We start from the raw sequence: 23,689 nt of genomic DNA, 5'->3' as shown, positions 1-23,689 counted from the left end.
GTTTCGGGCATGTGTCATCCCGCCGGTGGGAAGATCAGCAGGTGCGCCAGGCCGCCGGCGGCCCCGAGAACGGCCCCGTGCACGAACAGCAACCACTCGTCCTGTTTGACCGCCGAGCGCAGCAACTCGTTGAAATCGTCGAGTGAGAGCTTGTGCATCTGGGTTGAGACGAACGAGCCGATTTTGCCCTGGCGTTGTTTGTTGAATTCCGGATCGGAAAATGCAAGGGGTGCAAAGCCGGTTGCCTCGAGGGTGACGGATTCGGTGATCTGGTCGTACTGGCGCCGGCCGACGGCCACCCGGATGGCGCGGCGGGCGGGCCCGAGGGCCTGCTCGAGTGCCGGCCGGATACCGTCGGCCAGCATCTGCCGAGTGCGGTCCGAACGCGGCCCGTTGAGCATCTCGTTGCCGATGTTCTCCAGGGTGATGACGTTCTCGGAGATGGTGCGCGCGTATTCCTCCGAGATCTCCGCCTTGCGTTTGATGAACAGACCCTGACGCCACGGCACCCATTTACTGGGGTGAACCGGTTCGAAGATCATGGTGATGCCGAGGTAGTTGACGATGTACCCGATGACGATTCCACCCAGTGGCAGCACGATCCATGGTGTCCACCAGTGGTGGGGAACGGAATGCAGGATCCCGACGAGAACGAAGCCCATGGGGTAGCCGAAGTAGAAGCCGAAGTTCTGCATGAACTGCAGCTCTTTGGTGCCCATGGTCCGGAAGATGTCGTTGAGCAACTTGGGATGTGCGGTGAGGTACCGGATGATCATCAGCTTGGCGTCGACCAGCTGCCCGATGTTCTCGCCGATCTGGTCGGTCATGTTCTTGACGATCTGCGGCAGCTGGTTCTCGATGCGCTTGAACATCATTTCCCGCAGCGCCGGGGGCAGGTTGTGCCACAGCTGCGGGTTTTCCCGCTCCATGATCTTGGTGATGACGCTGCGAATCTCTGACTTGGCAATCAGCGCAAGGTGATTGGCTATGAGGTCCGGTTCGAGCTGCTCATAGAAATCCGAGATGCTGCCGAGCTTGGCCAGGCTCTTGTCGACGGCGATGCTGGCCATCTTCTCGGCGCGCGACGGCACGATGCCCTGCCATCCGAACCGTCCGTCGGAGGTGATGGCGGGGATCACCTGCACGCGCCGGGGCAGGAACGCATACAGCGTGCGTAACCCAGGGATGCGCCAGCCGTAGAAACGCAAGGGTGCGAACAGCATCAGCACACCGGTCCAGTTGGTGATGTACCCGATGATGCCGGTGAACAGGGGGACGGTGAGCAGATCCACCATCAGCTGGTCATCGCGATAGATGTATGCAGCGATACCGGAAACGAGGGTGAGAACACCAACGAAGATGAACTTCACCATCTGTTTGGTGTCTTTCACGGCTCCCTTTCTGACCACACTCGTCTGCGAGTGTTCGGAGACATCACACCAAAAAAGGGGCGGACGTGGGCGAATACCGCTCAGATTCCGATGAGGTCGTGGCGGCGGTGTCTAAAGAGTGGACACGTTAGGGCCGTGCGCACACGGATGAGCCGCGTGCGGCGGTGCTCGGGCATCCTGCACAGGAACTACCGCAGCCGCCCGAGGATGACGACATTTGTTGTGCGGCGGTGGTGTACCGCGATACCTGCCACGCTGCCGCACTCACCGTCGCAACGGCAGCAATGCAGCACACCAACAGCCCCACCAAACCGATTGTGGTGGAGCCGAATAACGCGGCGACAGCGCCGGGCACAAGAATGACCGCGGCCGCGGCCTGAGCCGGTGCCATCATGCGCTGCGGGCTGCCGTGCGGTGCGCGCAGGAACGCCGCTGCCGCCAGCGCAGCCAGCAGCCCGGCGAGGGCAATGGTCACGATAGCGGCGGTCAGCACCCGCTCAGTTTAAGGGGTGTCAGATCGGCGTCGAAAAGGTTATGCCGCGGGCGGCGCCGGAGGCACAAGCGGAGGCAGGGTGGGCAGGGGCGGCAGACCGGGGATACCCGGTGCCGGAGCAGGCGGTGCGTTGGGGTCCGCGGGTGCTCCCGGAGCGGGCGTCAGGGGTGCTGCCGGCAGGGCATCCGGATCGGCGAGGGCATTGGGATCGGCTACCGGCGCCGTGACCGGTGCGGCATCCCCGAAGCGTAGCCCGTTGACGATCAGGTCGGTGGCCGGGGCCTCGGCGATGGCGTTGCCGACGGTGGTGGTGACGGCGAGTTGAACCAGGTACCGGTCCTTGCCCTGCGTGATGATCACGGCACGGCGTGAGGTGTTGAGGGTTTCACCGTCCTGGCGGAAGGTGCCCTCCACAACTGAGGACGGAAAGCCCTGGTAGGTGACCAGCGAGGCGTCGGTCGGCTGCCAGCCCTGCAAGCCCCTGACCTCAACAGGGCCGTGCGAGACGGCCTCGTTGGTATCGAATTCGCCGACGAGCTTGCTCATCAGGACCTGCGCGTTGGACTGGTACAGCCCGGTGCCGTTGGCCTTGCTGACAATCACCTGGTAGGCGTTGGGGACGTTGGGGTCCGGCACGTCCGCCCAGTTGCTCGGGACGGGGATAGTGATACGTGGGCCGCCATGGCTGTTCTTGGTCAGCGGTTCCAGCTTGACGTTCTTGGATGTGAAGAACTCCGCCAGAGTGCCTTCGGCAGCGGGTGCCACCCCGTTGATCGGGGCCGCAGGCTGCAACGGATTCGTGGCCGCGGCGGGCGCCGCCGCGGCATTCGGGGCAGCCGGGGCATTGGGAGTCGCCGCCGGTGGGACGGGAGCCGAGGTGGCCGCGTTCGGAGTGGCCACCGGTGCGGGAGGCACGGGTACCGGCTGCGGGTCGGCCAGCGCCACGGCGGCAGTCCCGACGAGCAGCGCCGCGACGGAGATCGTGGCCGCCGCGAATCTGACTGAATACCGTATGGTCGTCACCTTTTGGTCCCTCCGGATCTGTCCAGTGCGTGGTGTGAGGTTGTCTTGTGGCGATCCCGAAGTTAGTGAGCGCAGCTGAGAAACCACCCCGGACACCCCCGGAAGTGGCCGGATTGTGACCAGAGTGATGAACTCTCGTCGCCAAACCGGCGATTTCAGTCCCTGAGCTGCCGCCTTTACCCTTGACGGGTGAGTGAAGCCCAGCAGGATCCCACCGCCAGTACTTCTGGAGAAACCCCCGAGCATCGCTACACCGCGCAGCTCGCCGGGCAGATCGAGCGTCGCTGGCAACAGGACTGGGCCGACCGCGGCACCTTTCACGTACCGAACCCGGTGGGATCGCTCGCACCCACCGATGGCACACCGGTTCCCGCGGACAAGATGTTTGTCCAGGACATGTTCCCGTATCCGTCGGGTGACGGTCTGCATGTCGGACACCCGCTGGGCTATATCGCGACGGATGTCTACGCCCGGTTCCATCGGATGCGCGGCGCCAACGTGCTGCACGCGCTGGGGTTCGACGCATTCGGGCTGCCTGCCGAGCAGTACGCGGTGCAGACCGGCACCCATCCGCGGGTGCGAACCGAGGCGAACATCGTCAACTACAAACGCCAGCTGGGGCGGCTCGGCCTGGGCCACGATTCACGCCGCAGCTTCGCCACCACCGACGTCGGCTTCTACAAGTGGACGCAGTGGATCTTCCTGCAGATCTACAACGCCTGGTACGACACCGACGCTCAGCGGGCCCGTCCCATTCGTGAGCTGGTCGCCGAATTCGATTCAGGTGCACGTAAGCCCACCAACGGTGGGGCGTGGGACGAGCTGAGTGCCGGTGAGCAGGCGGATCTCGTCGACTCGTATCGCCTGGTTTACCAATCGGATTCAGTGGTCAACTGGTGTCCGGGACTGGGCACCGTGCTGGCCAACGAAGAGGTCACCTCGGATGGTCGCAGCGAGCGCGGGAACTTCCCGGTATTCCGTAAGCGGTTGCGGCAGTGGATGATGCGGATCACCGCGTACTCCGACCGGCTGATCGATGACCTGGAGTTCCTGGACTGGCCCGACAAGGTCAAGGCCATGCAGCGCAATTGGATCGGCCGGTCCCAGGGTGCTTCGGTGCTGTTCGCCGTAGAAGGTCGGCCGGGTGCGGGCGATATCGAGGTGTTCACCACCCGACCCGACACGCTTTTCGGCGCCACCTACATGGTGCTGGCCCCCGAACACCCGCTGGTCGACGCGCTGGTCGGGGACACCTGGCCGGACGGGACCGATGCGCGGTGGACCGGCGGGCAGGAGTCACCGCGCGCGGCGATCGCGGAATACCGTCGCTCCATTGCCGCCAAGAGTGATCTGGAACGTCAAGAGAACAAAGAAAAGACGGGCGTCTTCACGGGCGCGTACGCCACCAATCCGGTGAGCGGGGATCCGGCGCCGATCTTCATCGCCGACTATGTGCTGGTTGGCTACGGCACCGGGGCCATCATGGCGGTGCCGGGCCATGACCAGCGTGACTGGGACTTCGCCAACGCCTTCGGTCTGCCTGTGCGAGAGGTGATCTCCGGCGGAGATATCACCCAGGCCGCATACACGGGCGATGGTGCATTGGTGAACTCCGACTACCTGAACGGGCTGGACGTCGATGTGGCCAAGGCCGAGGTGACGCGCAGACTGGTCATCGACCGGCGCGGTGAATCGCGCATCGAATACAAACTGCGCGACTGGCTCTTTGCGCGCCAACGCTATTGGGGCGAGCCGTTCCCGATCGTCTACGACGAGGATGGGCGACCGCACGCGTTGGCCGATGGCACGTTGCCGGTCGAACTGCCCGAGGTCGAGGACTACGCACCGGTGTCCTTCGATCCGGATGACGCAGCGTCGGAGCCGTCGCCGCCGTTGTCCAAGGCCACTGACTGGGTGAATGTCGAGCTGGACCTGGGGGATGGGTTCAAGCACTACACCCGCGACACCAATGTGATGCCGCAGTGGGCGGGCAGCTCCTGGTACGAGCTGCGCTACGCCGATCCGGACAATGCGGAAGCGTTCTGCGACAAGGAGAACGAGGCATACTGGTTGGGTCCGCGCCCGGCCGAGCACGGCCCGGACGACCCGGGCGGGGTCGACTTGTACGTCGGCGGCATGGAGCATGCTGTGCTGCACTTGCTGTATTCGCGGTTCTGGCACAAGGTGCTGTACGACCTCGGGCATGTCAGCTCACGCGAGCCGTACCGGCGCCTGCTGAACCAGGGCTATATCCAGGCCCACGCCTACACCGACTCGCGGGGGATGTACGTGCCGGCCGCCGAGGTGGTCGAGGAGAACGGAAAGTTCTTCTACCAGGGGGCCGAGGTAAATCAAGAGTTCGGCAAGATCGGTAAGAGCCTGAAGAACTCGATCTCACCCGATGACATCTGCGAGAACTACGGCGCCGACACGCTGCGCGTGTACGAGATGTCGATGGGTCCACTGGAGCTGTCCCGCCCTTGGGCGACAAAGGATGTGGTGGGTGCGCACCGTTTCCTGCAGCGGGTGTGGCGCGCGGTCGTCGACGAGGAGACCGGCAAGATCCGCGTCTCTGAAGGCAACCTGGATGAGTCGAACAGCGAAGGCACCCTGCGGGTGTTGCACAAGACCATCGCGGGTGTCACGGAAGACTATGCGGGGCTGCGTAATAACACCGCGGCCGCCAAGTTGATCGAGTACACCAATCACCTGACCAAGGAGTACCCGGAGGGTGCCCCGCGGGCCGCGGTGGAACCGCTGGTGCTCATGCTGGCTCCGCTGGCGCCGCACCTGGCCGAGGAGCTGTGGAGCCAGCTGGGCCGTGACGAGTCGCTGGCCCACGGACCTTTCCCGGTATCCGATGAGCGATGGCTGGTGGCCGATACCGTCGAGTATCCGATTCAGGTGAACGGCAAGGTGCGTGGCCGCATCACGGTGGCTGCCGACGCACCGGCCGTCGATATCGAGGCGGCGGCACTTGCGGAGGAGAAGGTGCTGGAGTTCCTGGCGGGCGTCACCCCGAAGAAGGTCATCGTGGTGCCGGGCCGCATGGTGAACCTGGTCGTCTAGTTCTGGCGCACCACGATCTGGTGAACACGGGCGTCACGTGGCAGGTTCACGGCATCGGCGACTAGTTGTGCGACGGACTCGGGGCGCATGTACTCGTCCGGGTTGTATGTGCGCCCTTCGTGTTCGGTGAGCTCCTGTTGCATGGGCGTGCTGATCCTGCCGGGATGTACCGAGGTCACCCGCAGCGCGGGCTCCTCGGCGCGCAAGACATCGGCGAAGCCGCGCAGCGCAAACTTGCTCGCCGAGTATGAACCTATTCCGGCGTGCGCGTTGATCCCCGCTCCGGAGTTGATGAACACGATGTCACCCTGCGCCGCGCGGAGGGCGGGAAGGAGCGCCTTGGTCAGTGCAACGGGTGCTAATACGTTGATATCGAACGTCTTTCGCCAGTCGCCCAGCGCCGAATCGGCAATCGTCGCCGGATAGGACACACCGGCGTTGTGCACCAGTACGTCAAGTGTGCCGATATCGGTGGCGGCGGCGAGTACCGCGTCCTCGTCCCCCAGGTCCACCGACCACGCGGTGGCATCCAGTTCGCCGGCCAGCTCATCGAGCCGCGCGGACGGGCGGCCTCCCAGGAGGAGCTCATGGGTGGGAGCGAGTGCACGCGCGATGGCGGTACCGAGGCCGCCGCTTGCACCGGTGATGAGAGCGAGAGGCATGCGCGTCACGTTAGCCCTCTTATGCCGGATGTCGACTTTTGGCGGGTTCTACTCGCACTTTCGCACCAAAAGTCGATATTCGACGAGAGGGAATGGTCGGGTACACCCCACAATGGACGGATGCCATCCCACCCGATGTTCACCCCCACGCAGCTAGCCGCACGCGCGGCATACCTGCTCAGGGGGAATGACCGGGGGACGATGACCAGTGCCGCGCCCAAGCTGTACCCGCACATGTGGAGCTGGGATGCGGCATTCGTGGCGGTGGGGCTCGCGCCGCTGAGCGTCGAACGGGCGGTCACGGAACTGGACACGCTGCTCTCGGCGCAATGGGCCAACGGGATGATCCCGCATATCGTCTTCGCCAACGGGGTCGACGGGTACTTTCCCGGACCCGCTCGCTGGCGGACCTCAGAGCTGGCAGCGAACGCGCCATCGGGATACCAAACCTCGGGGATCACCCAACCACCCGTACATGCCATTGCGGTACAACGCATCTTGGATCACGCGCGCCGTCGAGGTCGTAGTGCGCGGGGTGTTGCCGAGGCATTCCTGGACCGGCGCTGGGCCGATCTCATGCGGTGGCACCGTTGGCTCGCCGAGACACGGGACCAGAACGGGCACGGTCGAATCACTCTGTATCACGGGTGGGAATCGGGGATGGACAACTCTCCGCGTTGGGATGCGGCCTACGCCAACGTAGTTCCGGGCGAGCTGCCGGCGTATGTGCGCGAGGACACCGCGATCGTCACCGATCCGTCGCAGCGCCCCAAGGACTCCGAGTACGACGTGTACCTGTGGCTGCTGGAAGAGATGAAATCGGTGCGGTACGACGACGCGAGACTGCCCGACGCGATGAGCTTTGTCATGGAGGACGTGTTCGTCTCGGCGATCTTCTCGGTGGCCTGCGAAGTGTTGGCCACCATCGGCGAGGAGCACGCCCGGCCGCACGCCGATGTGCGAGAGCTGCACGGCTGGGCCGACCGGTTTCGACGCGGAGTTCTCGATACTACCGAGGAACGTAACGGTGCGGCAAGGGATTTCGACGTCAAGACCGGCAAGTGGGTGGCGACCGATACAGTGGCGATGTTCGCGCCGCTGCTCTCCGGCGGTCTACCGCGCCCGCGGGAGCTGGCACTGCTGAGACTGTTGGAGGGGCCGCGGTTCTGTGGCCACCCGGATCTGCGGTATGCACTGGTGCCCTCGACGTCGCCGGTGTCGCGAGACTTTCGTCCGCGCGAGTATTGGCGGGGCCCGGTGTGGCCGGTGCTCACCTGGCTGTTCTGTTGGGCGTTCGAACGGCGGGGATGGAGCGAGCGTGCGTTCCTGTTGCGGCAGGAGGGATTACGCCAAGCGGGCGACGGGTCGTTCGCGGAGTACTACGAGCCCTTCACCGGCGCGCCCCTAGGCAGCATGCAGCAATCCTGGACGGCCGCAGCAGTTCTGGACTGGCTCGGCTAGTCACTCAGCACCGGCGAGACGCCTCAGCAGTGGTGTCATCCGGAATGCCACCAACTCGTGCATCGCAATCGCGATCGAGGTCCGGGCGATGCCGGGGATATCGAGGATGTTTCCGGCGATCCGGTACAGGTCGTCGCTGTCGACGGCCACCACCTTGATCATCAGGTCGTCGGCGCCCGCGAGGCCGTGCACCTGCACCACCTCCGGCACGTCGGCGAGGGCCACCCCGATGGCCTTCAGTTGGTGCTGGTCGATGCGCGCGGTGACGTACGCGGTCATCGGATAGCCCATCGCGCGCGGCACGATCTGGTGGTCGATCCCGGCCAGCGCCTCGTGTTGGTCCCAGCGGGTTAGCCGCGCCTGCACGGTGTTGCGCGACAGATTGAGCCGCTGCGCCAGCTCGACCCCGGACGCGCGGGGTGTTTGCGTGAGCGCGAGTAACAGCTTCGCATCAGTGGCGTCCAGAGTGGTCATAGCGCGCAGTATCGCACAGAATGGCCCAACAAATATGCGCAGAATGCTCAATGCGACACGCATCGGTTGCGCAGTATGACTATCTGATGCACTGTGAGGCATGGCACACCCACAAGGTGGCAGTCATCCATTGGCGGTGCACCACATCGTTAGCGAGGCGAGGCGGTTATGGAGACCATCCAGCTTCTGGATCCGGACGGCAACCGGGTCGAGAATCCGGCGTACACGCCGCTGATCAGCGATGTCCTGGACGAGGAAGGTCTGGCCCAGCTGAGGGCGCTGTACGAGGACATGGTCGTGGTGCGGCGCATCGACACCGAGGCCACGGCACTGCAGCGGCAGGGCGAGCTAGCGCTGTGGGCGCCGCTGCTGGGCCAGGAGGCCGCACAGGTTGGCTCCGCGCGCGCACTGGAGCACGACGACTTCGCCTTCACCAGTTTCCGTGAGCACGGCGTCGCCTACTGCCGTGGTGTCGAACCCACCGCCATGCTGCAGTTCTGGCGCGGTTCCACACAATCGGGCTGGAATCCCCGCGACCACAACATCACTGCACCGGCGATCATCGTCGGGGCACAATCCCTGCACGCCACCGGATACGCGATGGGGGCCAAATTCGACGGCTCGGACACCGCAGTCATTGCGTACTTCGGCGATGGCGCCACCAGCCAGGGGGATGTCTCGGAGGCTTTCGCCTTCGCGTCGAGCTTCGGTGCCCCCGTTGTCTTCTTCTGTCAGAACAACCAGTGGGCCATCAGTGAGCCCGTCCGAGTGCAGAGCCAGCTGCCGCTGGCGGCCCGCGGCATAGGATTCGGCATCCCGGGAATCCAGGTCGACGGGAACGATGTGCTTGCCGTGATGGCCGCAACACGGTCGGCGTTACGGCGCGCCCGAGAGGGCAGCGGACCCACCCTTATCGAAGCCGTCACCTACCGTATGGGGCCGCACACCACTTCCGACGATCCGACTAAGTACCGCAACGCCGCGGAGCTCGACGAATGGCGCGCCAAGGATCCGCTGTCGCGGGTGCAGAAGTACCTGGAGAGCCATGGGGCGCTGAGTGAGTCGGAGAAACAGCGCATTGCGGCCAAGGCCGACACGGTGGCCGCGGACATGCGTGCCGGTTGTCTCGGCACGGTCGAGCCGACTGCCGCCGACATGTTCAACCACGTGTACGCAGAACCACATTCGCTTGTCGCCGCGGAACGGCGCGACTACCTGGAGTACCTGGCCGGATTCGAGGAGGCAGCATCATGACCAGAATGACCATGTCCGGCGCCCTGAATGCGGGCCTGCGGGCGGCCCTGGAGGACGACGACAAGGTGATCGTCATGGGCGAGGACGTCGGCAAGCTCGGCGGCGTCTTCCGGGTCACCGACGGGCTGCAGAAGGACTTCGGCGACCACCGTGTCATTGATACACCGCTCGCGGAGTCTGGAATCATCGGTACTGCAGTTGGTTTGGCGATGCGTGGATACCGCCCGGTGTGCGAGATCCAGTTCGACGGCTTCGTGTACCCCGCCTTCGACCAGATCGTCAGTCAGGTTGCGAAGCTGCACTACCGCACCAAGGGTGCAGTGGGCATGCCACTGACCATCCGCATCCCGTTCGGCGGCGGTATCGGTGCGGTGGAACACCATTCGGAGTCTCCGGAGGCCTACTTCGCGCACACCGCCGGCTTGCGGGTGGTGTCCTGCAGCTCGCCGCAGGACGCGTACGACATGATCCGCCAGTCCGTCGCGTGTGACGACCCGGTGATCTTCTTCGAACCCAAGCGCCGCTACTGGGAGAAGGGTGAGGTGATCCTGGATAGCGCGGGAGGGGCCGAACCGCTGCCTCTCTCCTCCGCGCGCATCGTCCGGCCCGGTACTGGGGCCACTATTGCCGCGTACGGGCCGATGGTCGCCGTTGCCTCCGCCGCCGCGGAAATGGCGGCCGAGGAGGGAATATCGATCGAGGTCGTGGATCTGCGTTCCCTCTCACCCGTTGACTTCGACACCCTGGAAGCTTCGGTACGCAAGACCGGACGGTTGGTGGTGGTTCACGAGGCGTCGGTGTTCATGGGATTGGGCGCAGAGATCGCGGCGCGCATCACCGAAAGGTGCTTCTACCATCTTGAGGCGCCGGTGCTGCGGGTTGGCGGCTTCGCCCTTCCGTACCCCGCCAACAAGGTGGAGCACCACTATCTGCCCGACGCCGAACGAGTGATGGACGCCGTCGACCGCGCCATGGCCGCGTAGGGAGGGGACGAAATCCATGGCAGTCAAACAGTTTCTACTCCCGGATCTCGGCGAGGGGCTCACCGAAGCCGATCTGATCACCTGGAAGGTGAAGGTCGGCGACGAGGTGAAGCTGAACCAGGTGCTCGCCGATGTGGAGACTGCCAAAGCGATGGTCGAGCTACCGTCCCCGTACGAGGGGACGGTAGTGGCCCTGGAGGCGACCGAGAGCTCCACTATTGCGGTGGGTTCGCCATTGATCTCGATCGAGGTGGCCGGCGCGGAACCCGACCAGCCCGCCAACCTTGTCGGCTACGGTCCGTCGGAATCGAGTGGCCAGACGCGGCGGCGTCGTCGCGTGACAGGAGCGGGGTCGGCCGCTCTCGCCCTCGTGGAACCTGCCGAGGCGCCCGCGCCGGAGACTGTTCTACCGGCTGCCAAGCCGTCGGTCCGCAAGCTCGCCGCCGAACTGGGTGTGGCTCTCGAACACATCAGCGGGACGGGTATCGGGGGCAGCATCACCCGACAGGATGTGGAGGCCCACACTCGGAGCCTCACGGCGCAGGCCGTGCCGGAGCCTGTGATCCGGGTGTCGGCACCGGAGGTGGCCGGCCTTGCGGCGCCGGTGGGAGGGGAGACGCGGATAACCATCGCGGGCATCCGGAAGCACACCGCCGCCGCGATGGTTCGTAGCGCCTTCACCGCGCCGCATGTCACCGAATTCCTCACGGTCGACATGACCGCGACGATGGAGCTGCTCGCAGAACTGAAGGTCAAGTACCCGAACCTCAAACTCACGCCGACGACCCTGGTGGCGCGGATGGTGCTGCTGACTCTGCGATCGCATCCCTCGCTCAACTCCAGCTGGGATGAGCAGGCCGGTGAGATTGTCGTCAAGCACTATGTGAACCTCGGACTGGCGGCCGCCACCGCACGCGGTCTGGTGGTGCCGAACATCAAGAGCGCTAACGCGATGTCACTGCATGAACTGGCCGCCGCCATCGCACAGTTGGTGATCACCGCACGCGAGGGCAAGACCGCTCCCGCCGATATGACGGCAGGAACGTTCACGCTCACCAACATCGGGGTGTTTGGCGTCGACGCGGGCACTCCGATCATCAATCCGGGCGAGGCCGCCATCCTGGCCCTGGGATCTGTCGCCAAACGCCCCTGGGTGGTGAAGGGAGAACTCGCGGTCCGCGACGTCACCACGCTGGCGCTGTCCTTCGACCACCGGCTGGTCGACGGTGAGCAGGGATCGAGATTCCTCGCGGATCTGGGCGCGATGCTCACTGATCCGCGCCTGGCCCTGGTGGTGTAGCTACACTTCTAGCAAACCCGGTTCGAGGGTGCGGGGATACCTATGGTTCCGACAACAAGGTGGGTGACGTGTTGGACCGGTTGACGAAGAAGCTGTCGGAGTGTCGGTAATGCGCTGGGCACCAGGCGTTTTTCTCAGCATTGCCGTTCTCGCGTCCGGGTGTACCCACCCGGTCGGTGGTACTGCGGCGGCTCCCCAGGGCACCAAGCCGTTCTACTCGAAGGTGCAGCCCGAGCAGCGGATCATGGCGAAAAAGTTGCTTACCGCCGAGGAGATCGGCGAGGTGACGGGGATACCTCGGTTGGAGCAGGTGGTGCCGATCGAGACCGTGCTAGCCAACGGGAACATAGTGTCGGACTGTGCATTCGGTGCCACCCTGGCCACCCGTCAGCAGTACCTGAGCTTCACCGCCGCTCGCGTGCAGACCGCGACCAAGGTCGCCGACGGCGTCCGGGAGTACACGATCAGTAATGCACTGGTGGTGTTCGAGAGCGTGGCGAATGCGCAGCAGCAGTTCGAGCAGTTCTCCTCTCGGATGCAGCGGTGTGACGGGGTGCGCGGCGATCTCAACACCGCGACCGGCTCCGAAAGCTGGCACATTCAGGTGATCCACGCCGGTGACGATGAGGTGAATTGGACACGGAAGAACGATTCCGGAAAGTGGTCGTGTCGGCTGATTGCGCGGCCGCGCGCCAACTACATCGCCTCGGTTATGTACTGCCGATTGGTTGACGCCGACGACAAAGCCGAACAGGTCATCAGTCGGCTCCTGGACAAGCTCGCTGGCTGAATCGGGGCGGTGGCCCCTTGCGGTCCTAGTGCTCCCTCATTTAATGTATCGATCGCCACATTAAATGAGGGAGCACCGGATGCTGCAGGACAAGGTCGTCGTCGTCACCGGCGGAAGCCGCGGATTGGGGCGGGCGATGGTGCAGGCATTCGCGGCGCACGGCGCCGATGTGGTGATTGCCAGCCGCAAGATCGACTCCTGCAATGAGTTGGCCGCCAAGGTGGAAGCCGAGCACGGCCGCCGCGCGCTCCCCGTCGCCTGCAATGTCAGCTCCTGGGAACAGTGCGATGGGCTGGTCGACACCGTGTACCGCGAGTTCGGGCGGGTGGACGTGCTGGTGAACAACGCGGGACTGTCTCCGCTGTACGCCAGCCTGGACCAGGTATCGGAGGCGCTGTTCGACAAGGTCATCGGGGTCAACCTGAAGGGCCCGTTCCGGTTGTCGGCATCGATCGCCACCAAGATGGCAGCGGGGGCCGGCGGTTCGATCATCAATATCAGCTCGATTGAGGCGGTGCGACCCGATGCGACGGCGTTGCCGTACGCGGCGGCCAAGGCCGGATTGAACGCCCTGACTCTCGGGTTGTCGCATAGCTTCGGGCCGACCGTGCGTGCCAACACGATTCAGTGCGGGCTGTTCAACACCGATATCGCGGCGGCCTGGCCAGAGGGATTCGCCGAGGCGCTGATTCCCAGCATCCCACTGCGACGAGTCGGCGAACCGGAGGATATCGTTGGCGCCGCACTGTATCTCGCGAGTGAGGCGTCGGCCTACTGCACGGGGAGCACGATCCGATTGGACGGCGGCATCCTGTGACGGAAACCGGCGCAAAACCGCGCCGGGGCCGTCCGCCCGCCTCCGACGGTGATGCCGCGGCGACTCGTCGGCGGATCATGGACGTGGCTACGGAGCTCTTCGCGGAAAAGGGGTTTCACGGCACGGGCGTCGCGGAAATAGGCTCCGCGGCCGGTGTGCGCGGCGGCGCGCTGTACTACCACATCGGGTCCAAAGAGGAACTCCTGTGGGAGATCCTGCGCAGCTACATCGATGAAATGCTTACCGAGGCAGCCCATATCGCTGGCATGAACACTCATCCGGCCAAGCGCCTGCGCACACTCATAGGCTCCTACGTCATCCTCATTGTCAAGTATCGCAAGCAGGTCGCCATCCAGGTCCGCGACGGTTCCGCGCTGACTGGTGAGCGCGCGGCGGAACTGCAGGAATTGCGCGACGAATTGCAGCGCTGCTGGCAGCGGGTCCTCGATGAGGGACACCAGGCGGGGGTGTTTCGTACGGCCGACCACGTGGTCACCAATGCCATCCTCGGCATGCTCAACATGGTCTCGGTGTGGTACCGCACGGACGGCAAGAGCCCGGCGCAGATCGCCAAACGTATCGCAGACATGATTTTGGACGGTGTCCAAATGAACTGTCCAAATTGACTTTCTAGATGAACCCCGAACCGACAGGAAGTGACTGACATGGCATGGGATTTCGAAACCGACCCGGAGTACCAGGAGTTGTTGGACTGGGCCGACGAGTTCGTCCGCACCGAGGTCGAACCGCTCGATTATGTGTTCGCCAACCCGTACGACAAGTCCGACACCGAAGCGATGGACTACGTGCGTCCCCTCAAGGAGGAGGTCAAGCGCCGCGGCCTGTGGGCCTGCCACTTAGGGCCCGAGCTGGGCGGCCCCGGATTCGGCCAGCTGAAGCTGGGTCTCCTCAATGAGATTCTGGGCCGATCAGTATGGGCCCCTTCGATATTCGGATGTCAGGCGCCCGATACCGGTAATGCCGAGATCCTCGCACATTATGGCACCGAGGCGCAGAAGGCCAAATACCTGCAGCCGCTGATGGACGGTGATATCGGCTCCTGTTACGTCATGACCGAGCCGCAGGGCGGGTCCGACCCGACGCTTTTCAAGACCACTGCGGTGCGCGACGGCGACGAGTGGATTCTCAACGGGGAGAAGTGGTTCAACTCCGAGGCGCGGCACGCGGCCTTCTGGATCGTCATGGCTGTGACCAACCCCGACGTCAGTGCGTATCAGGGAATGTCAATGTTCATCGTCGACCCGAATGCCCCCGGGGTCGAGATCGTCAGAAACATCACCGTGCACGGGTTCAGCGAGGACGAGGCGTATACCCGCTTCACCAATGCTCGGGTCCCTGCCGAGAACATGCTGGGTGCCGAGGGTGCGGCGTTCGTGATCGCGCAGACTCGCCTCGGCGGCGGTCGCGTGCATCACGCCATGCGGACGGTGGCCCAGGTTCGCAAGGCATTCGACATGATGTGCGAGCGAGTCATCAGCCGAGAGGCCCGCGGCGGCACCATCGCGAAATTGCAGATGACACAGGAGCGCATTGCCGACAGCTGGATCGAGATGGAGTCGTTCCGCCTGCTGGTGCTGCGTACCGCCTGGCTGATCGATAAGCACCAGGATTACCTCAAGGTGCGCAAGGACATCTCGGCCATCAAGGCCGCTATGCCCAAGGTCATGCACGATGTCGCCCAGCGCGCGCTGCACCTGCACGGCTCCCTCGGGGTGTCCGAGGAACTGCCGCTGGCCAAGATGTTCCTCTACTCGGAGGTGATGGGCCTCGTCGACGGCCCGACCGAAGTACACAAGGTCACCATCGCCAAGGAGGTGCTCAAGGAGTACGCCCCGTACGAGGGGCTGTTCCCGCCGAGCCACATCCCGGCGCTCACCGAGAAGGCCCGGGCGCATGTCGCGGCTCGGCTCGAGCACCGGGTGGGCAATCTGTAATGGCCGCACCTCAGCATGTGGATCCAAAAAGCGTTGATTTCGATGTTGTTTCGCGCTGGATGGATGAGCAGGGCCTGCCGGGGGGAGAGGTCGTCGATGTCGCCCCGATTTCGGGTGGCACCCAGAACATCATGGTGCGTTTTACCCGTGGTGGACGCGAATACGTGTTGAGGCGGCCGCCAAAGCATCTGCGCGAGGCCAGTAACAATGTGATCCGTCGGGAGGCGCGATTGCTGGGAGCGCTACGCGGGCAGGGGGTTCCCGCACCGGAGCTCATTGCGGCGTGCACCGATGAGTCGGTGCTGGGAGGTGCGGTCTTCTACCTGATGGAACCGGTGGACGGCTTCAATGCCTCGGTCATCTTGCCGGAGTTGCATGCCGGCAGTGCGGATGTCCGACATCAGATGGGGTTGGAAGCCGTCAGTGGTATCGCCGCGCTGGGTGCACTCGACTATCAGGCGCTGGGACTTGACGGCTACGGCAACCCCGACGGCTTCCTGGAACGCCAAGTGCCCCGTTGGCTCAAGGAGCTGGATTCCTATGCCAAGCACGAGGGGTATCCGGGGGCCGATATCCCGGGCCTGCAATCGGTCGCGGATTGGCTTGAGCTACATCGACCCTCGCAGTGGAAACCGGGAATCATGCACGGCGACTTTCACCTGGCCAACATGATGTTCCGGAACGACGGACCCCAGCTCGCCGCGATCGTGGACTGGGAGATGTCGACGATCGGTGACCCGCTGCTGGATTTGGGTTGGCTGCTGGCGACCTGGCCGTCGGAGGCGGACGATGCGTCACTGGGTGGAGCGCTGGTCCAGGCCGGGAACCTACCCACACCGGAGGAACTGGTCGCGCATTATGCGGAACGCACGGACCGGGATCTGAGTGCCATGGACTGGTACACGGTGCTGGCCTGCTTCAAGCTGGGCATCATCCTGGAGGGCACGCATGCCCGCGCATTTGCCGGGAAAGCGCCTGTGGCGGTGGGGGATTACCTCCATGGCCTGACGCTGCAGCTGTTTGCGAGGGCGGTGTCGATCACCGGGTAACCGGCTCCTTGGGTACCGGCGCGCGCCGCTGAGTCAGTCGGAGCACACCGAAGAGGCACAGGATCACCGCCCAGGACAGCAGGCTGGCCCATAGTTGGGGGCGGGTCTCGTCCTGAAAGCCCATCTCCACCAGGATCGCGACGATGGCGATGGCGGTGAGAATGGTGAGCCAGGGGTAGCCCCACATCTTGACGATCAACTTCTCGGGCGGCGTCCGCCTGCGCAGCACGAGCTGCGAGATGGCAATCATCAAGTACACGAACAGGATTACCGCACCCGATGAGTTGAGCAGGAACAAGAAGACCGTCTTCTCGAAGAAGTACGCCAGGATAACGCAGACGAAGCCGACCAACGAGGACGCGAGAATCGCGTGCACCGGGACGCCGCGAGAGTTCACCGTGAGCCAGCTACGAGGCGCTTCTCGACGGCCGGCCAGCACAAAGAGCATCCGGGATGCGGTGTACATCGCCGAGTTCAGACAGGACAGCACGGCAGTGAGCACGACAAACCGCATGACGTGATCGGCCGCCGGGATTCCCATGGCGTCGAATGCAGTCACGTACGGCGAGGTCCCCAGCTCCGGGCTGTCCCACGGCACGATCACCGCGATCAGGAAGATCGAGCCGACGAAGAAGATTGCGACGCGATAGATGACCGAATTCGTCGCGCGGCTAATGGCTTTGGCGGGATCCTTGGATTCGGCCGCGGCAATGGTGGCGATCTCGGCGCCGACCATCGAGAAGATGACGATGACGATGCCGCTGAAGATCGCACCCGGTCCGTGTGGCATGAACCCGGTCTTCGTGAGGTTGGAGAAGTCCATCTCCTTGTTGGGCCACCACCCGAGGACGTAGCACGTTCCGGCGATCAGAAACGCCACTATCGCAGCGACTTTCACGCTGGCGAACCAGTACTCGAACTCGCCGTAGGAACGCACCGAGAAGAGGTTGGTGGCGGTCATCGCCATCATGAGGAGCAGTGCCACCAGCCATAGCGGGGCTCGCGGTAGCCAATCCTGGATCAACTTGCCACCGGCGACCGCTTCGAACCCGACCACGATCACCCAGAAGTACCAGTACAGCCAGCCCACCGAGAAACCCGCCCAATCGCCGAGGGCGCGGCGGCTGTAGTCGGCGAAGGAACCGGTGGATGGGTTGGCGACGGCCATCTCGCCGAGCATCCGCATCACCATGACGATGAGGACGCCCGTGATGGCGTAGGTGAGGAATGCAGCGGGCCCAGCGGATTGAATGATGGCTCCGGAGCCCACGAACAGGCCGGCACCGATCACGCCGCCGATCGCGATCATCGTCAGGTGGCGCTTCTGCAACGAGTGCTGCAGGCCGCCACCCTCGATGGGCTCATCCGCAGCCATGATGTGCCTCCTTCGGTCCGGGGGTAGCTCGAGGATGCACCCCGTAACCAGATTGTGCAGTGCGTTGCCTGGAATTCGCAGCGTGAGATGGCGGTTCCTGCTTGTCGTGACCCTCATTCCGAGCTTCGGCATCTCCACCTCATCCGCAGACGGATACGTGACCCCGGATGTGCTTGCCCGTGCTGTCGAGGAACGCGGATTCGACTGGCTGCTATTCGATGACCACTCCTACTTTCCGGTGGATACGCCGGGTCAGGACGAGATCGCGCCTGCTTTCCGTGCCCGATTGCCGTTGATCAGAGATCTGCCGGTGGTGCTGGCCTATGCACTGTCCGCGACGCGACGGCTGGTCATCGGTTCCGGAGTCGCCTTGCTGCCGCAGCGCGATGTGTTGCATACGGCGAAGGCCACCGCCACCCTGGCCACGCTGTCGGACGACCGGCTGGTGCTCGGCGTCGGTGTCGGGTGGAATCTGGGCGAGCTGAGTAACCATGGCGCCGACCCAACGAAGCGGGGCGCCAAACTCGATGAGCAGCTGACTGCGCTGCGGGCTATCTGGACCCAAGACCAGACCGAATTCCATGGCAAGCACGTCGATTTCGGGCCGATTGTGTCGCGGCCCCGTCCGAGCAGGCCGGTACCCGTTTACGTGGGCGGGGCCAGCAAGGCGGCGCTGTCGAGGACGGTGCGCCTGGCCGATGGCTGGCTGCCGCTGGCGCCCGGCACCACACCCGAGGATGTCCGGAATATTCGCGGCTGGTTCGCCGAGCAGGGCCGCGCCGACCTGGGAGTGACCGTTACCGAGGTGCCGCCCGATGACAGGCTGGCCGCGAATTACCTTGAGGCAGGCGCGGATCGCGTGTTGTTCCACCTGGATCCGTTGAGTGAAGCGGAATCCATGGCAGCACTCGATGCGTTGGCCCAGATCGCGAATACAGCGCGAGCGCGCAGTTAGGCACCGATTTCTCACAAAACCTGTGCATAACTACGCGCTCGGCGCATAGGGACTTAACCCTCGATGAACTGCTCCAGCTGGGTACGCGCGATATCGTCGGGCAGCTGCTTGGGCGGGCTCTTCATCAGGTAGGCCGAGGCCGGCAGGATCGGGCCGCCCAGGCCGCGATCGAGCGCGATCTTCGCAGCGCGCACCGCGTCGATGATGATGCCCGCCGAGTTGGGCGAATCCCATACTTCGAGCTTGTACTCGAGGTTCAGTGGCACGTCACCGAAGGCGCGGCCTTCGAGGCGGACGTAGGCCCACTTGCGGTCATCGAGCCAGGCGACGTAGTCGGACGGGCCGATGTGCACGTTCTTGTCGTACACCTTGTCGGCCAGCGAGCCGCTGAGGTTCGAGGTGACGGCCTGTGTCTTGGACACCTTCTTGGACTCCAGGCGCTCGCGCTCGAGCATGTTCTTGAAGTCCATGTTGCCGCCGACGTTCAGCTGGTAGGTGCGGTCCAGGGTGACACCGCGATCTTCGAACAGCTTGGCCATCACGCGGTGGGTGATGGTGGCGCCCACCTGGCTCTTGATGTCGTCGCCGACGATGGGCACACCGGCGTCTTCGAACTTCTTGGCCCACACCGGGTCGGAGGCGATGAACACCGGCAGCGCGTTGACGAACGCCACCTTGGCGTCGATGGCGCACTGGGCGTAGAACTTGTCGGCTTCTTCCGAGCCCACCGGAAGGTAGGAGACCAGGACGTCAACCTTGTTGTCCTTCAGCGTCTTTACGACGTCGACGGGCTCAGCTTCGGAGATCTCAATGGTCTCGGCGTAGTACTTGCCGATGCCGTCCAGGGTCGGGCCGCGCTGCACGATGATGTTGGTCGGCGGTACGTCGGCGATCTTGATGGTGTTGTTCTCGGAGGCCGAGATCGCTTCGGAGAGATCGAAGCCGACCTTCTTGGCGTCCACGTCGAACGCGGCGACGAATTTTACGTCGCGCACATGGTACTGACCGAACTTGACGTGCATGAGACCGGGAACATTGGAGTTCTCGTCCGCGTCCTGGTAATACTGCACACCCTGGACCAGCGAGGATGCGCAGTTGCCAACGCCGACGATAGCGACGCGCACCTCAGATGTGTTGTTGGACATGGACGGTTCTCCTTTACCGATGGACATGCTTTGGGTCACTGCTCCGTGCCCCTGGCCTGAGCAGTGTGCTCGGCCGCGATTAAATCGTTGAGCCACTTCACTTCTCGTTCGCTGGACTCCAGGCCCAGCTGGTGCAGCTGCTTGGTGTAACGATCAAACGAGCTGCTTGCCCGGGTGACGGCCTCGCGTAGGCCTTCCCGGCGTTCCTCTACCTGGCGGCGGCGGCCTTCGAGGATCCGCATCCGAGCCTCGGCCGGGGTGCGGTTGAAGAATGCCAGGTGCACACCGAAGCCGTCGTCGGTGTAGTTCTGCGGGCCGGTGTCCGCCACCAGCTCGCTGAACCGGGCTCGGCCGGCGGCTGTCATCTGGTAGACCCGCTTGCCGCGAAGCAGCACCGTGGTGCCTGCGGGGGCGGAGTCCTCCTCGATAAGCCCGTCGGCTTGCATGCGGCGCAGCGCCGGATACAGCGAGCCGTAGGAGAACGCTCGGAACGCTCCGAGCAACCCTGTCAGGCGCTTGCGCAGCTCGTAGCCGTGCATGGGTGACTCAAGCAGCAAGCCAAGGATGGCCAGTTCCAACATGAAGTCACCTCCCACCAACGTATATGTCGCCGGAGCATCTCTGTGCACCGATCGAGCAATAGTATCGCCGCGATATATGCGGGCGCCACACGGGGGAGGATCTAGTTCCCGGATGGATACATGGTGCGAATGGGCGTGCCGTCGGGATTGACGTAGATCGATCCGTTCTGGAACTCGCCGCTCACCGAAATATCGATCTGCACGGTGTCCGGTGGCGCGGTTTTGTCCTCGCTGGGCTTGATGAAGAGGTAGGTGTTCTTCACCTCGGTCGCCTTGATGCCAAGGGTCTCGGGTGCGCCGCGCAGGATTCCGATGATGGTCTTGACGTCGAACTTGCCGAGATCCACCACGCGATCGTCGTGATCGGGGGAAGAGGATTCGTCGGGGTGGTCCCACCCGCCTGCGTAGCGGTACCGGAGCGTGCGGCGCGGTTCACGCGGATCCGGTCGGGTGAGAAGGGCATAGTCCCCGTAGATGTTCAGCTCGTATCCCGTGGTGTCACCGAACTTTTGGCGCATCTGATCCAGCAATCCGGTCAAACCACCCAGTGACATCAGTTGACGTGGGGGGGTCAGCACAATCGGTGCCACACCGTCCGGTTTGGCGCCGGGGTCCGTGGTGAAGTCCAAGGGGGAGCTGGTGTTTCCATACGCGCCCCAACCGACGAGGACACCCACCAGAACCAGCGCGGTAGACACCCCTACGGGGATGTACCACCGCCGCCATCGCCGTCCTTCCGGCCCCTTGAGGACGCGCATGTCCGCGGACTCTTTGGCGTTCTGCAGGTCGGAGACCAGCGAGCTGAGCTGCGCCAGCGTGGAGGCGTTGGTGGCAGACGTGACGCGCTCCCGGTGCTCCTCCATGGACAACTGCCCGTCGCTCAGCGCGTCGTCGAGGAGCTTGCAGGTGTCGTTACGGTCGCTGTCCTTGGCCCGGATGACTGTCGCCATGCGAGGAATCGTAGAGCGGCCGGGATCTTGGTGGTCAGGGAGCGGGCGCAACCTCCTTGGGTTCACCGTTTCCCGCGACCACCATGCGGCCGGTGCGGTCCCTCTCCGAGACGGTGATGGTGATGTCGACGCCCTCGTCACTGGGCCGGATCACCATGACGGTTCCGCTCTCTCCGGCTGCGGGCACGTTCAGGGTCTGGGGTGCGCCGCGCAGCACGCCGACGATCTTGGTCGGATCGAATCGGCCCAGATCTCCGATTCGTACATTCCGCCAGGTGCCCGGCATCGCACCGCCGTCGCGGAACCCGCCCTGGTACGGGTACGTGATGGGCAGGTTCGGGTCCGCGGATTCGATGCGGACCAACGACGCGTTGTTCGAGCGGACGGTCAGCTCGATACCGGTGGTGTCGCCGAACTTCGCGTGCATCTGGTCCAGCAGGCCGGACAGGCCCGGGACGGAGAACAGTTTCGTCGGGGCGATCACCACCGGTGCGACGCCGTCTGCGGCAGCACCCGGGTCGGGAGGTACCGGTCGTGTCACATAGGTATTGGCCCCTGCACCGATTGCTGCCGCGGCGATTGCGGTGAGCAGCAGGGCGGGCCATATCCGGCGCCGCGGCGTGGGCGGGACCGCGGCGAGCTCAGCCGGGCGATTGGCCAACTGCAGATCGGAGACCACACCGTTGAGCTCGCCAAGGGTCTGCGCGCGGGTGGCAACGGCGATCCGCTGGCGGTGTTCGTCGGTGGAGATTTGGCCCTCGCCGAAGGCGTCGTCGAGCGCCTTGCAGGTGAGGTCTCTGTCGGAATCCTTGGCTCGGGTCGCCATGCGAGGAATCGTAGAGCGGCCCATCCGCGGTCGTGATCGTCAGGATGCGGGCGCGAGCACCTCTACTCGTAATACGAGAAGGAGCAGACGGGATTGGCCTTGTTGTCAAAGGAACCGATGCCATTGGTAAGCCCGCCGGCGGTCACCTTGATGACGCACATATCGCCGCCCTGCGCCTTGACCCCGGAGACGGCGTGTTCGATGACCTGGATCCGCCGGTTCCACGGCAGCACCACATCGCGTTCGACATGCTCGGGCCCGTCGTTCTCCCGCCAGGTGATGGTGGCTCGGCCGGTACCGGATACCTCCATGACCGCCGATCCGACGACTTTGCCGGGTCCGGTCGCCGCGGCCGATGCCGACGGTGACGTACTGACTGCGGCGGAGGGCGATGAGGACGCCCGAGCTTTTGTTGTCGACGATGTCGATGAGGCAGTGGGCGCAGTCTCGTCTGGTCCGCCCTGGGTGATCGCAAGCATGGCGCCGATGAGGATGACGACGACAAGAAGACCGAGGATGACCAGCAGTGGTCGGCGGTTCTGCGGTGGCGGGGCGGAGGGATGCACGGAGCCGTATGTCATCGGGGTCCTTTCGGGCCGGCGGACAGCCAAGCGTAACGAGCACATCGCGGAGTCACCACGGTTTGCAAAAAGGACAGGCTGACTGGGCGGGCAGCGAGGGCCAGTTCCGAATCGGACGTACTCTGGTTACCGTGCGATTGCAGAGACAGGTGGTGGATTACGCGCTCAAGCGGCGATCCCTGCTGGCAGAGGTCTATTCCGGACGTACCGGTGTGGCTGAAGTCTGCGACGCGAACCCTTACCTGCTCCGGGCGGCTAAGTTTCACGGCAAATCCAGCGTTGTGGTGTGCCCGATCTGCCGCAAGGAGCAACTGACGCTGGTGTCGTGGGTTTTCGGTGAGCACCTGGGCGCGGTGTCCGGATCGGCCCGTTCGGCCGAGGAACTCGTGATGCTCGCCACTCGGTTCTCGGAGTTCGCCGTGCACGTTGTCGAGGTATGTCGGACCTGCAGTTGGAATCATTTGGTGAAGTCGTATGTCATGGGCGCCCTCCCGGCGCCGAAGGGGACCCCACGTCAGCGAACAACTCGTGCCCGGACGGCCAGTGAATAGGCAA

Annotated in this window: 22 protein-coding genes and 1 pseudogene; 12 read left to right on the top strand and 11 right to left on the bottom strand. The window is 64.2% G+C overall.

The window, feature by feature from the left end; translation table 11 throughout:
• Window positions 1-14: 14 nt before the first annotated feature.
• The 3 genes from MLB1_RS10520 to MLB1_RS10510 all read right to left on the bottom strand — a co-directional run bounded on the left by MLB1_RS10520 (window position 15) and on the right by MLB1_RS10510 (window position 2,907).
• Window positions 15-1,391 (bottom strand): hypothetical protein, encoded by a 1,377-nt coding sequence (locus MLB1_RS10520; protein WP_180749555.1) that lies wholly within the window; start codon window positions 1,389-1,391, stop codon window positions 15-17.
• Window positions 1,392-1,518: 127 nt separating this feature from the next.
• Entirely contained in the window at window positions 1,519-1,884 is a 366-nt protein-coding gene (locus MLB1_RS10515) for a hypothetical protein (RefSeq protein WP_180749554.1), read from the bottom strand.
• Window positions 1,885-1,923: 39 nt separating this feature from the next.
• Entirely contained in the window at window positions 1,924-2,907 is a 984-nt protein-coding gene (locus MLB1_RS10510) for an LpqN/LpqT family lipoprotein (RefSeq protein ID WP_180749553.1), read from the bottom strand.
• Between the two features lie 189 nt (window positions 2,908-3,096).
• On the opposite strand from MLB1_RS10510, the gene leuS reads away from it, so the two are divergent.
• Window positions 3,097-5,976 carry a leucine--tRNA ligase gene (gene leuS, locus MLB1_RS10505; protein WP_180749552.1) on the top strand — a complete coding sequence of 960 codons (2,880 nt, stop codon included), beginning with the start codon at window positions 3,097-3,099 and terminating at the stop codon, window positions 5,974-5,976.
• On the opposite strand, the gene MLB1_RS10500 is transcribed toward leuS, so the two are convergent.
• On the bottom strand, window positions 5,973-6,638 hold the full coding sequence (locus MLB1_RS10500; RefSeq protein WP_180749551.1) for an SDR family oxidoreductase: 666 nt from the start codon (window positions 6,636-6,638) through the stop codon (window positions 5,973-5,975). The two genes, leuS and MLB1_RS10500, sit on opposite strands and share 4 nt — an antisense overlap.
• Before the next feature lie 120 nt (window positions 6,639-6,758).
• On the opposite strand from MLB1_RS10500, the gene MLB1_RS10495 reads away from it, so the two are divergent.
• Window positions 6,759-8,099 carry a glycogen debranching protein gene (locus MLB1_RS10495; RefSeq protein WP_180749550.1) on the top strand — a complete coding sequence of 447 codons (1,341 nt, stop codon included), beginning with the start codon at window positions 6,759-6,761 and terminating at the stop codon, window positions 8,097-8,099.
• Here the strand turns inward: MLB1_RS10495 and MLB1_RS10490 are convergent, their stop codons facing one another.
• A complete protein-coding gene (locus MLB1_RS10490) occupies window positions 8,100-8,573 on the bottom strand; it encodes an Lrp/AsnC family transcriptional regulator (RefSeq protein WP_180749549.1) in 474 nt (157 codons plus the stop codon).
• Between the two features lie 168 nt (window positions 8,574-8,741).
• Between MLB1_RS10490 and pdhA the strand changes: the two genes are divergently transcribed.
• From pdhA to MLB1_RS10450, 8 genes and pseudogenes are all read left to right on the top strand, one after another.
• Window positions 8,742-9,827 (top strand): pyruvate dehydrogenase (acetyl-transferring) E1 component subunit alpha, encoded by a 1,086-nt coding sequence (gene pdhA / locus MLB1_RS10485; protein WP_180749548.1) that lies wholly within the window; start codon window positions 8,742-8,744, stop codon window positions 9,825-9,827.
• A gap of 11 nt (window positions 9,828-9,838) precedes the next feature.
• Window positions 9,839-10,810, top strand: coding sequence for an alpha-ketoacid dehydrogenase subunit beta (locus tag MLB1_RS10480; RefSeq protein ID WP_180749823.1), 972 nt, complete (start codon window positions 9,839-9,841; stop codon window positions 10,808-10,810).
• 16 nt (window positions 10,811-10,826) lie between these two features.
• Window positions 10,827-12,110, top strand: a complete 1,284-nt coding sequence (locus MLB1_RS10475) for a dihydrolipoamide acetyltransferase family protein (protein ID WP_180749547.1) — start codon at window positions 10,827-10,829, stop codon at window positions 12,108-12,110.
• Window positions 12,111-12,219: 109 nt separating this feature from the next.
• Window positions 12,220-12,900, top strand: coding sequence for a sensor domain-containing protein (locus MLB1_RS10470; RefSeq protein WP_180749546.1), 681 nt, complete (start codon window positions 12,220-12,222; stop codon window positions 12,898-12,900).
• A gap of 79 nt (window positions 12,901-12,979) precedes the next feature.
• On the top strand, window positions 12,980-13,717 hold the full coding sequence (locus MLB1_RS10465; protein WP_180749545.1) for a glucose 1-dehydrogenase: 738 nt from the start codon (window positions 12,980-12,982) through the stop codon (window positions 13,715-13,717).
• Window positions 13,714-14,377: pseudogene (locus MLB1_RS10460) on the top strand (TetR/AcrR family transcriptional regulator). The gene MLB1_RS10465 and the pseudogene MLB1_RS10460 overlap by 4 nt, the downstream one beginning before the upstream one ends.
• 5 nt (window positions 14,378-14,382) lie before the next feature.
• Window positions 14,383-15,672, top strand: coding sequence for an acyl-CoA dehydrogenase family protein (locus MLB1_RS10455; RefSeq protein WP_180749543.1), 1,290 nt, complete (start codon window positions 14,383-14,385; stop codon window positions 15,670-15,672).
• Window positions 15,672-16,721, top strand: a complete 1,050-nt coding sequence (locus tag MLB1_RS10450) for a phosphotransferase family protein (protein ID WP_180749542.1) — start codon at window positions 15,672-15,674, stop codon at window positions 16,719-16,721. Before MLB1_RS10455 ends, MLB1_RS10450 begins: the two co-directional genes overlap by 1 nt.
• Here MLB1_RS10450 and MLB1_RS10445 read toward each other — a convergent pair.
• The gene (locus MLB1_RS10445; protein ID WP_180749541.1) at window positions 16,711-18,096 is read right to left on the bottom strand and encodes an amino acid permease; all 1,386 of its coding nucleotides are present in this window, start codon (window positions 18,094-18,096) and stop codon (window positions 16,711-16,713) included. The genes MLB1_RS10450 and MLB1_RS10445 overlap by 11 nt on opposite strands.
• 115 nt (window positions 18,097-18,211) lie before the next feature.
• On the opposite strand from MLB1_RS10445, the gene MLB1_RS10440 reads away from it, so the two are divergent.
• Window positions 18,212-19,051 carry a TIGR03619 family F420-dependent LLM class oxidoreductase gene (locus MLB1_RS10440; RefSeq protein ID WP_180749822.1) on the top strand — a complete coding sequence of 280 codons (840 nt, stop codon included), beginning with the start codon at window positions 18,212-18,214 and terminating at the stop codon, window positions 19,049-19,051.
• Window positions 19,052-19,104: 53 nt separating this feature from the next.
• On the opposite strand, the gene MLB1_RS10435 is transcribed toward MLB1_RS10440, so the two are convergent.
• The 5 genes from MLB1_RS10435 to MLB1_RS10415 form a co-directional block, all read right to left on the bottom strand.
• Complete coding sequence (locus tag MLB1_RS10435) at window positions 19,105-20,196, bottom strand: inositol-3-phosphate synthase (protein WP_180749540.1); 1,092 nt, start codon at window positions 20,194-20,196, stop codon at window positions 19,105-19,107.
• Between the two features lie 35 nt (window positions 20,197-20,231).
• Window positions 20,232-20,777 (bottom strand): PadR family transcriptional regulator, encoded by a 546-nt coding sequence (locus MLB1_RS10430; protein WP_180749539.1) that lies wholly within the window; start codon window positions 20,775-20,777, stop codon window positions 20,232-20,234.
• Between the two features lie 101 nt (window positions 20,778-20,878).
• On the bottom strand, window positions 20,879-21,727 hold the full coding sequence (locus MLB1_RS10425) for a DUF1707 domain-containing protein (protein WP_180749538.1): 849 nt from the start codon (window positions 21,725-21,727) through the stop codon (window positions 20,879-20,881).
• A gap of 34 nt (window positions 21,728-21,761) precedes the next feature.
• Window positions 21,762-22,553: a DUF1707 domain-containing protein gene (locus MLB1_RS10420; RefSeq protein WP_180749537.1), complete on the bottom strand. Its 792-nt coding sequence runs from the start codon at window positions 22,551-22,553 to the stop codon at window positions 21,762-21,764.
• 62 nt (window positions 22,554-22,615) lie between these two features.
• A complete protein-coding gene (locus MLB1_RS10415) occupies window positions 22,616-23,134 on the bottom strand; it encodes a hypothetical protein (RefSeq protein ID WP_180749536.1) in 519 nt (172 codons plus the stop codon).
• Window positions 23,135-23,265: 131 nt separating this feature from the next.
• Between MLB1_RS10415 and MLB1_RS10410 the strand changes: the two genes are divergently transcribed.
• Window positions 23,266-23,685, top strand: a complete 420-nt coding sequence (locus tag MLB1_RS10410) for a DUF5318 family protein (protein WP_180749535.1) — start codon at window positions 23,266-23,268, stop codon at window positions 23,683-23,685.
• Window positions 23,686-23,689: the final 4 nt, after the last annotated feature.

Source organism: Mycobacteroides sp. LB1 (genome assembly GCF_013449725.1).
In the GTDB taxonomy this organism is placed as follows: Bacteria; Actinomycetota; Actinomycetes; order Mycobacteriales; family Mycobacteriaceae; genus Mycobacterium.
Note: the sequence above shows the minus strand (reverse complement) of the source record. Positions and strands in the feature narration are given on the sequence as shown.

Coding starts and splice junctions, on each gene's coding strand:
- MLB1_RS10450 (WP_180749542.1), top strand. CDS start 15,672: ATGGCCGCACCTCAGCATGTGGATCCAAAAAGCGTTGATTTCGATGTT.
- MLB1_RS10495 (WP_180749550.1), top strand. CDS start 6,759: ATGCCATCCCACCCGATGTTCACCCCCACGCAGCTAGCCGCACGCGCG.
- MLB1_RS10480 (WP_180749823.1), top strand. CDS start 9,839: ATGTCCGGCGCCCTGAATGCGGGCCTGCGGGCGGCCCTGGAGGACGAC.
- MLB1_RS10420 (WP_180749537.1), bottom strand. CDS start 22,553: ATGGCGACCCGAGCCAAGGATTCCGACAGAGACCTCACCTGCAAGGCG.
- MLB1_RS10475 (WP_180749547.1), top strand. CDS start 10,827: ATGGCAGTCAAACAGTTTCTACTCCCGGATCTCGGCGAGGGGCTCACC.
- MLB1_RS10445 (WP_180749541.1), bottom strand. CDS start 18,096: ATGGCTGCGGATGAGCCCATCGAGGGTGGCGGCCTGCAGCACTCGTTG.
- MLB1_RS10490 (WP_180749549.1), bottom strand. CDS start 8,573: ATGACCACTCTGGACGCCACTGATGCGAAGCTGTTACTCGCGCTCACG.
- MLB1_RS10465 (WP_180749545.1), top strand. CDS start 12,980: ATGCTGCAGGACAAGGTCGTCGTCGTCACCGGCGGAAGCCGCGGATTG.
- MLB1_RS10435 (WP_180749540.1), bottom strand. CDS start 20,196: ATGTCCAACAACACATCTGAGGTGCGCGTCGCTATCGTCGGCGTTGGC.
- MLB1_RS10500 (WP_180749551.1), bottom strand. CDS start 6,638: ATGCCTCTCGCTCTCATCACCGGTGCAAGCGGCGGCCTCGGTACCGCC.
- MLB1_RS10430 (WP_180749539.1), bottom strand. CDS start 20,777: ATGTTGGAACTGGCCATCCTTGGCTTGCTGCTTGAGTCACCCATGCAC.
- MLB1_RS10455 (WP_180749543.1), top strand. CDS start 14,383: ATGGCATGGGATTTCGAAACCGACCCGGAGTACCAGGAGTTGTTGGAC.
- pdhA (WP_180749548.1), top strand. CDS start 8,742: ATGGAGACCATCCAGCTTCTGGATCCGGACGGCAACCGGGTCGAGAAT.
- MLB1_RS10425 (WP_180749538.1), bottom strand. CDS start 21,727: ATGGCGACAGTCATCCGGGCCAAGGACAGCGACCGTAACGACACCTGC.
- MLB1_RS10470 (WP_180749546.1), top strand. CDS start 12,220: ATGCGCTGGGCACCAGGCGTTTTTCTCAGCATTGCCGTTCTCGCGTCC.
- MLB1_RS10415 (WP_180749536.1), bottom strand. CDS start 23,134: ATGACATACGGCTCCGTGCATCCCTCCGCCCCGCCACCGCAGAACCGC.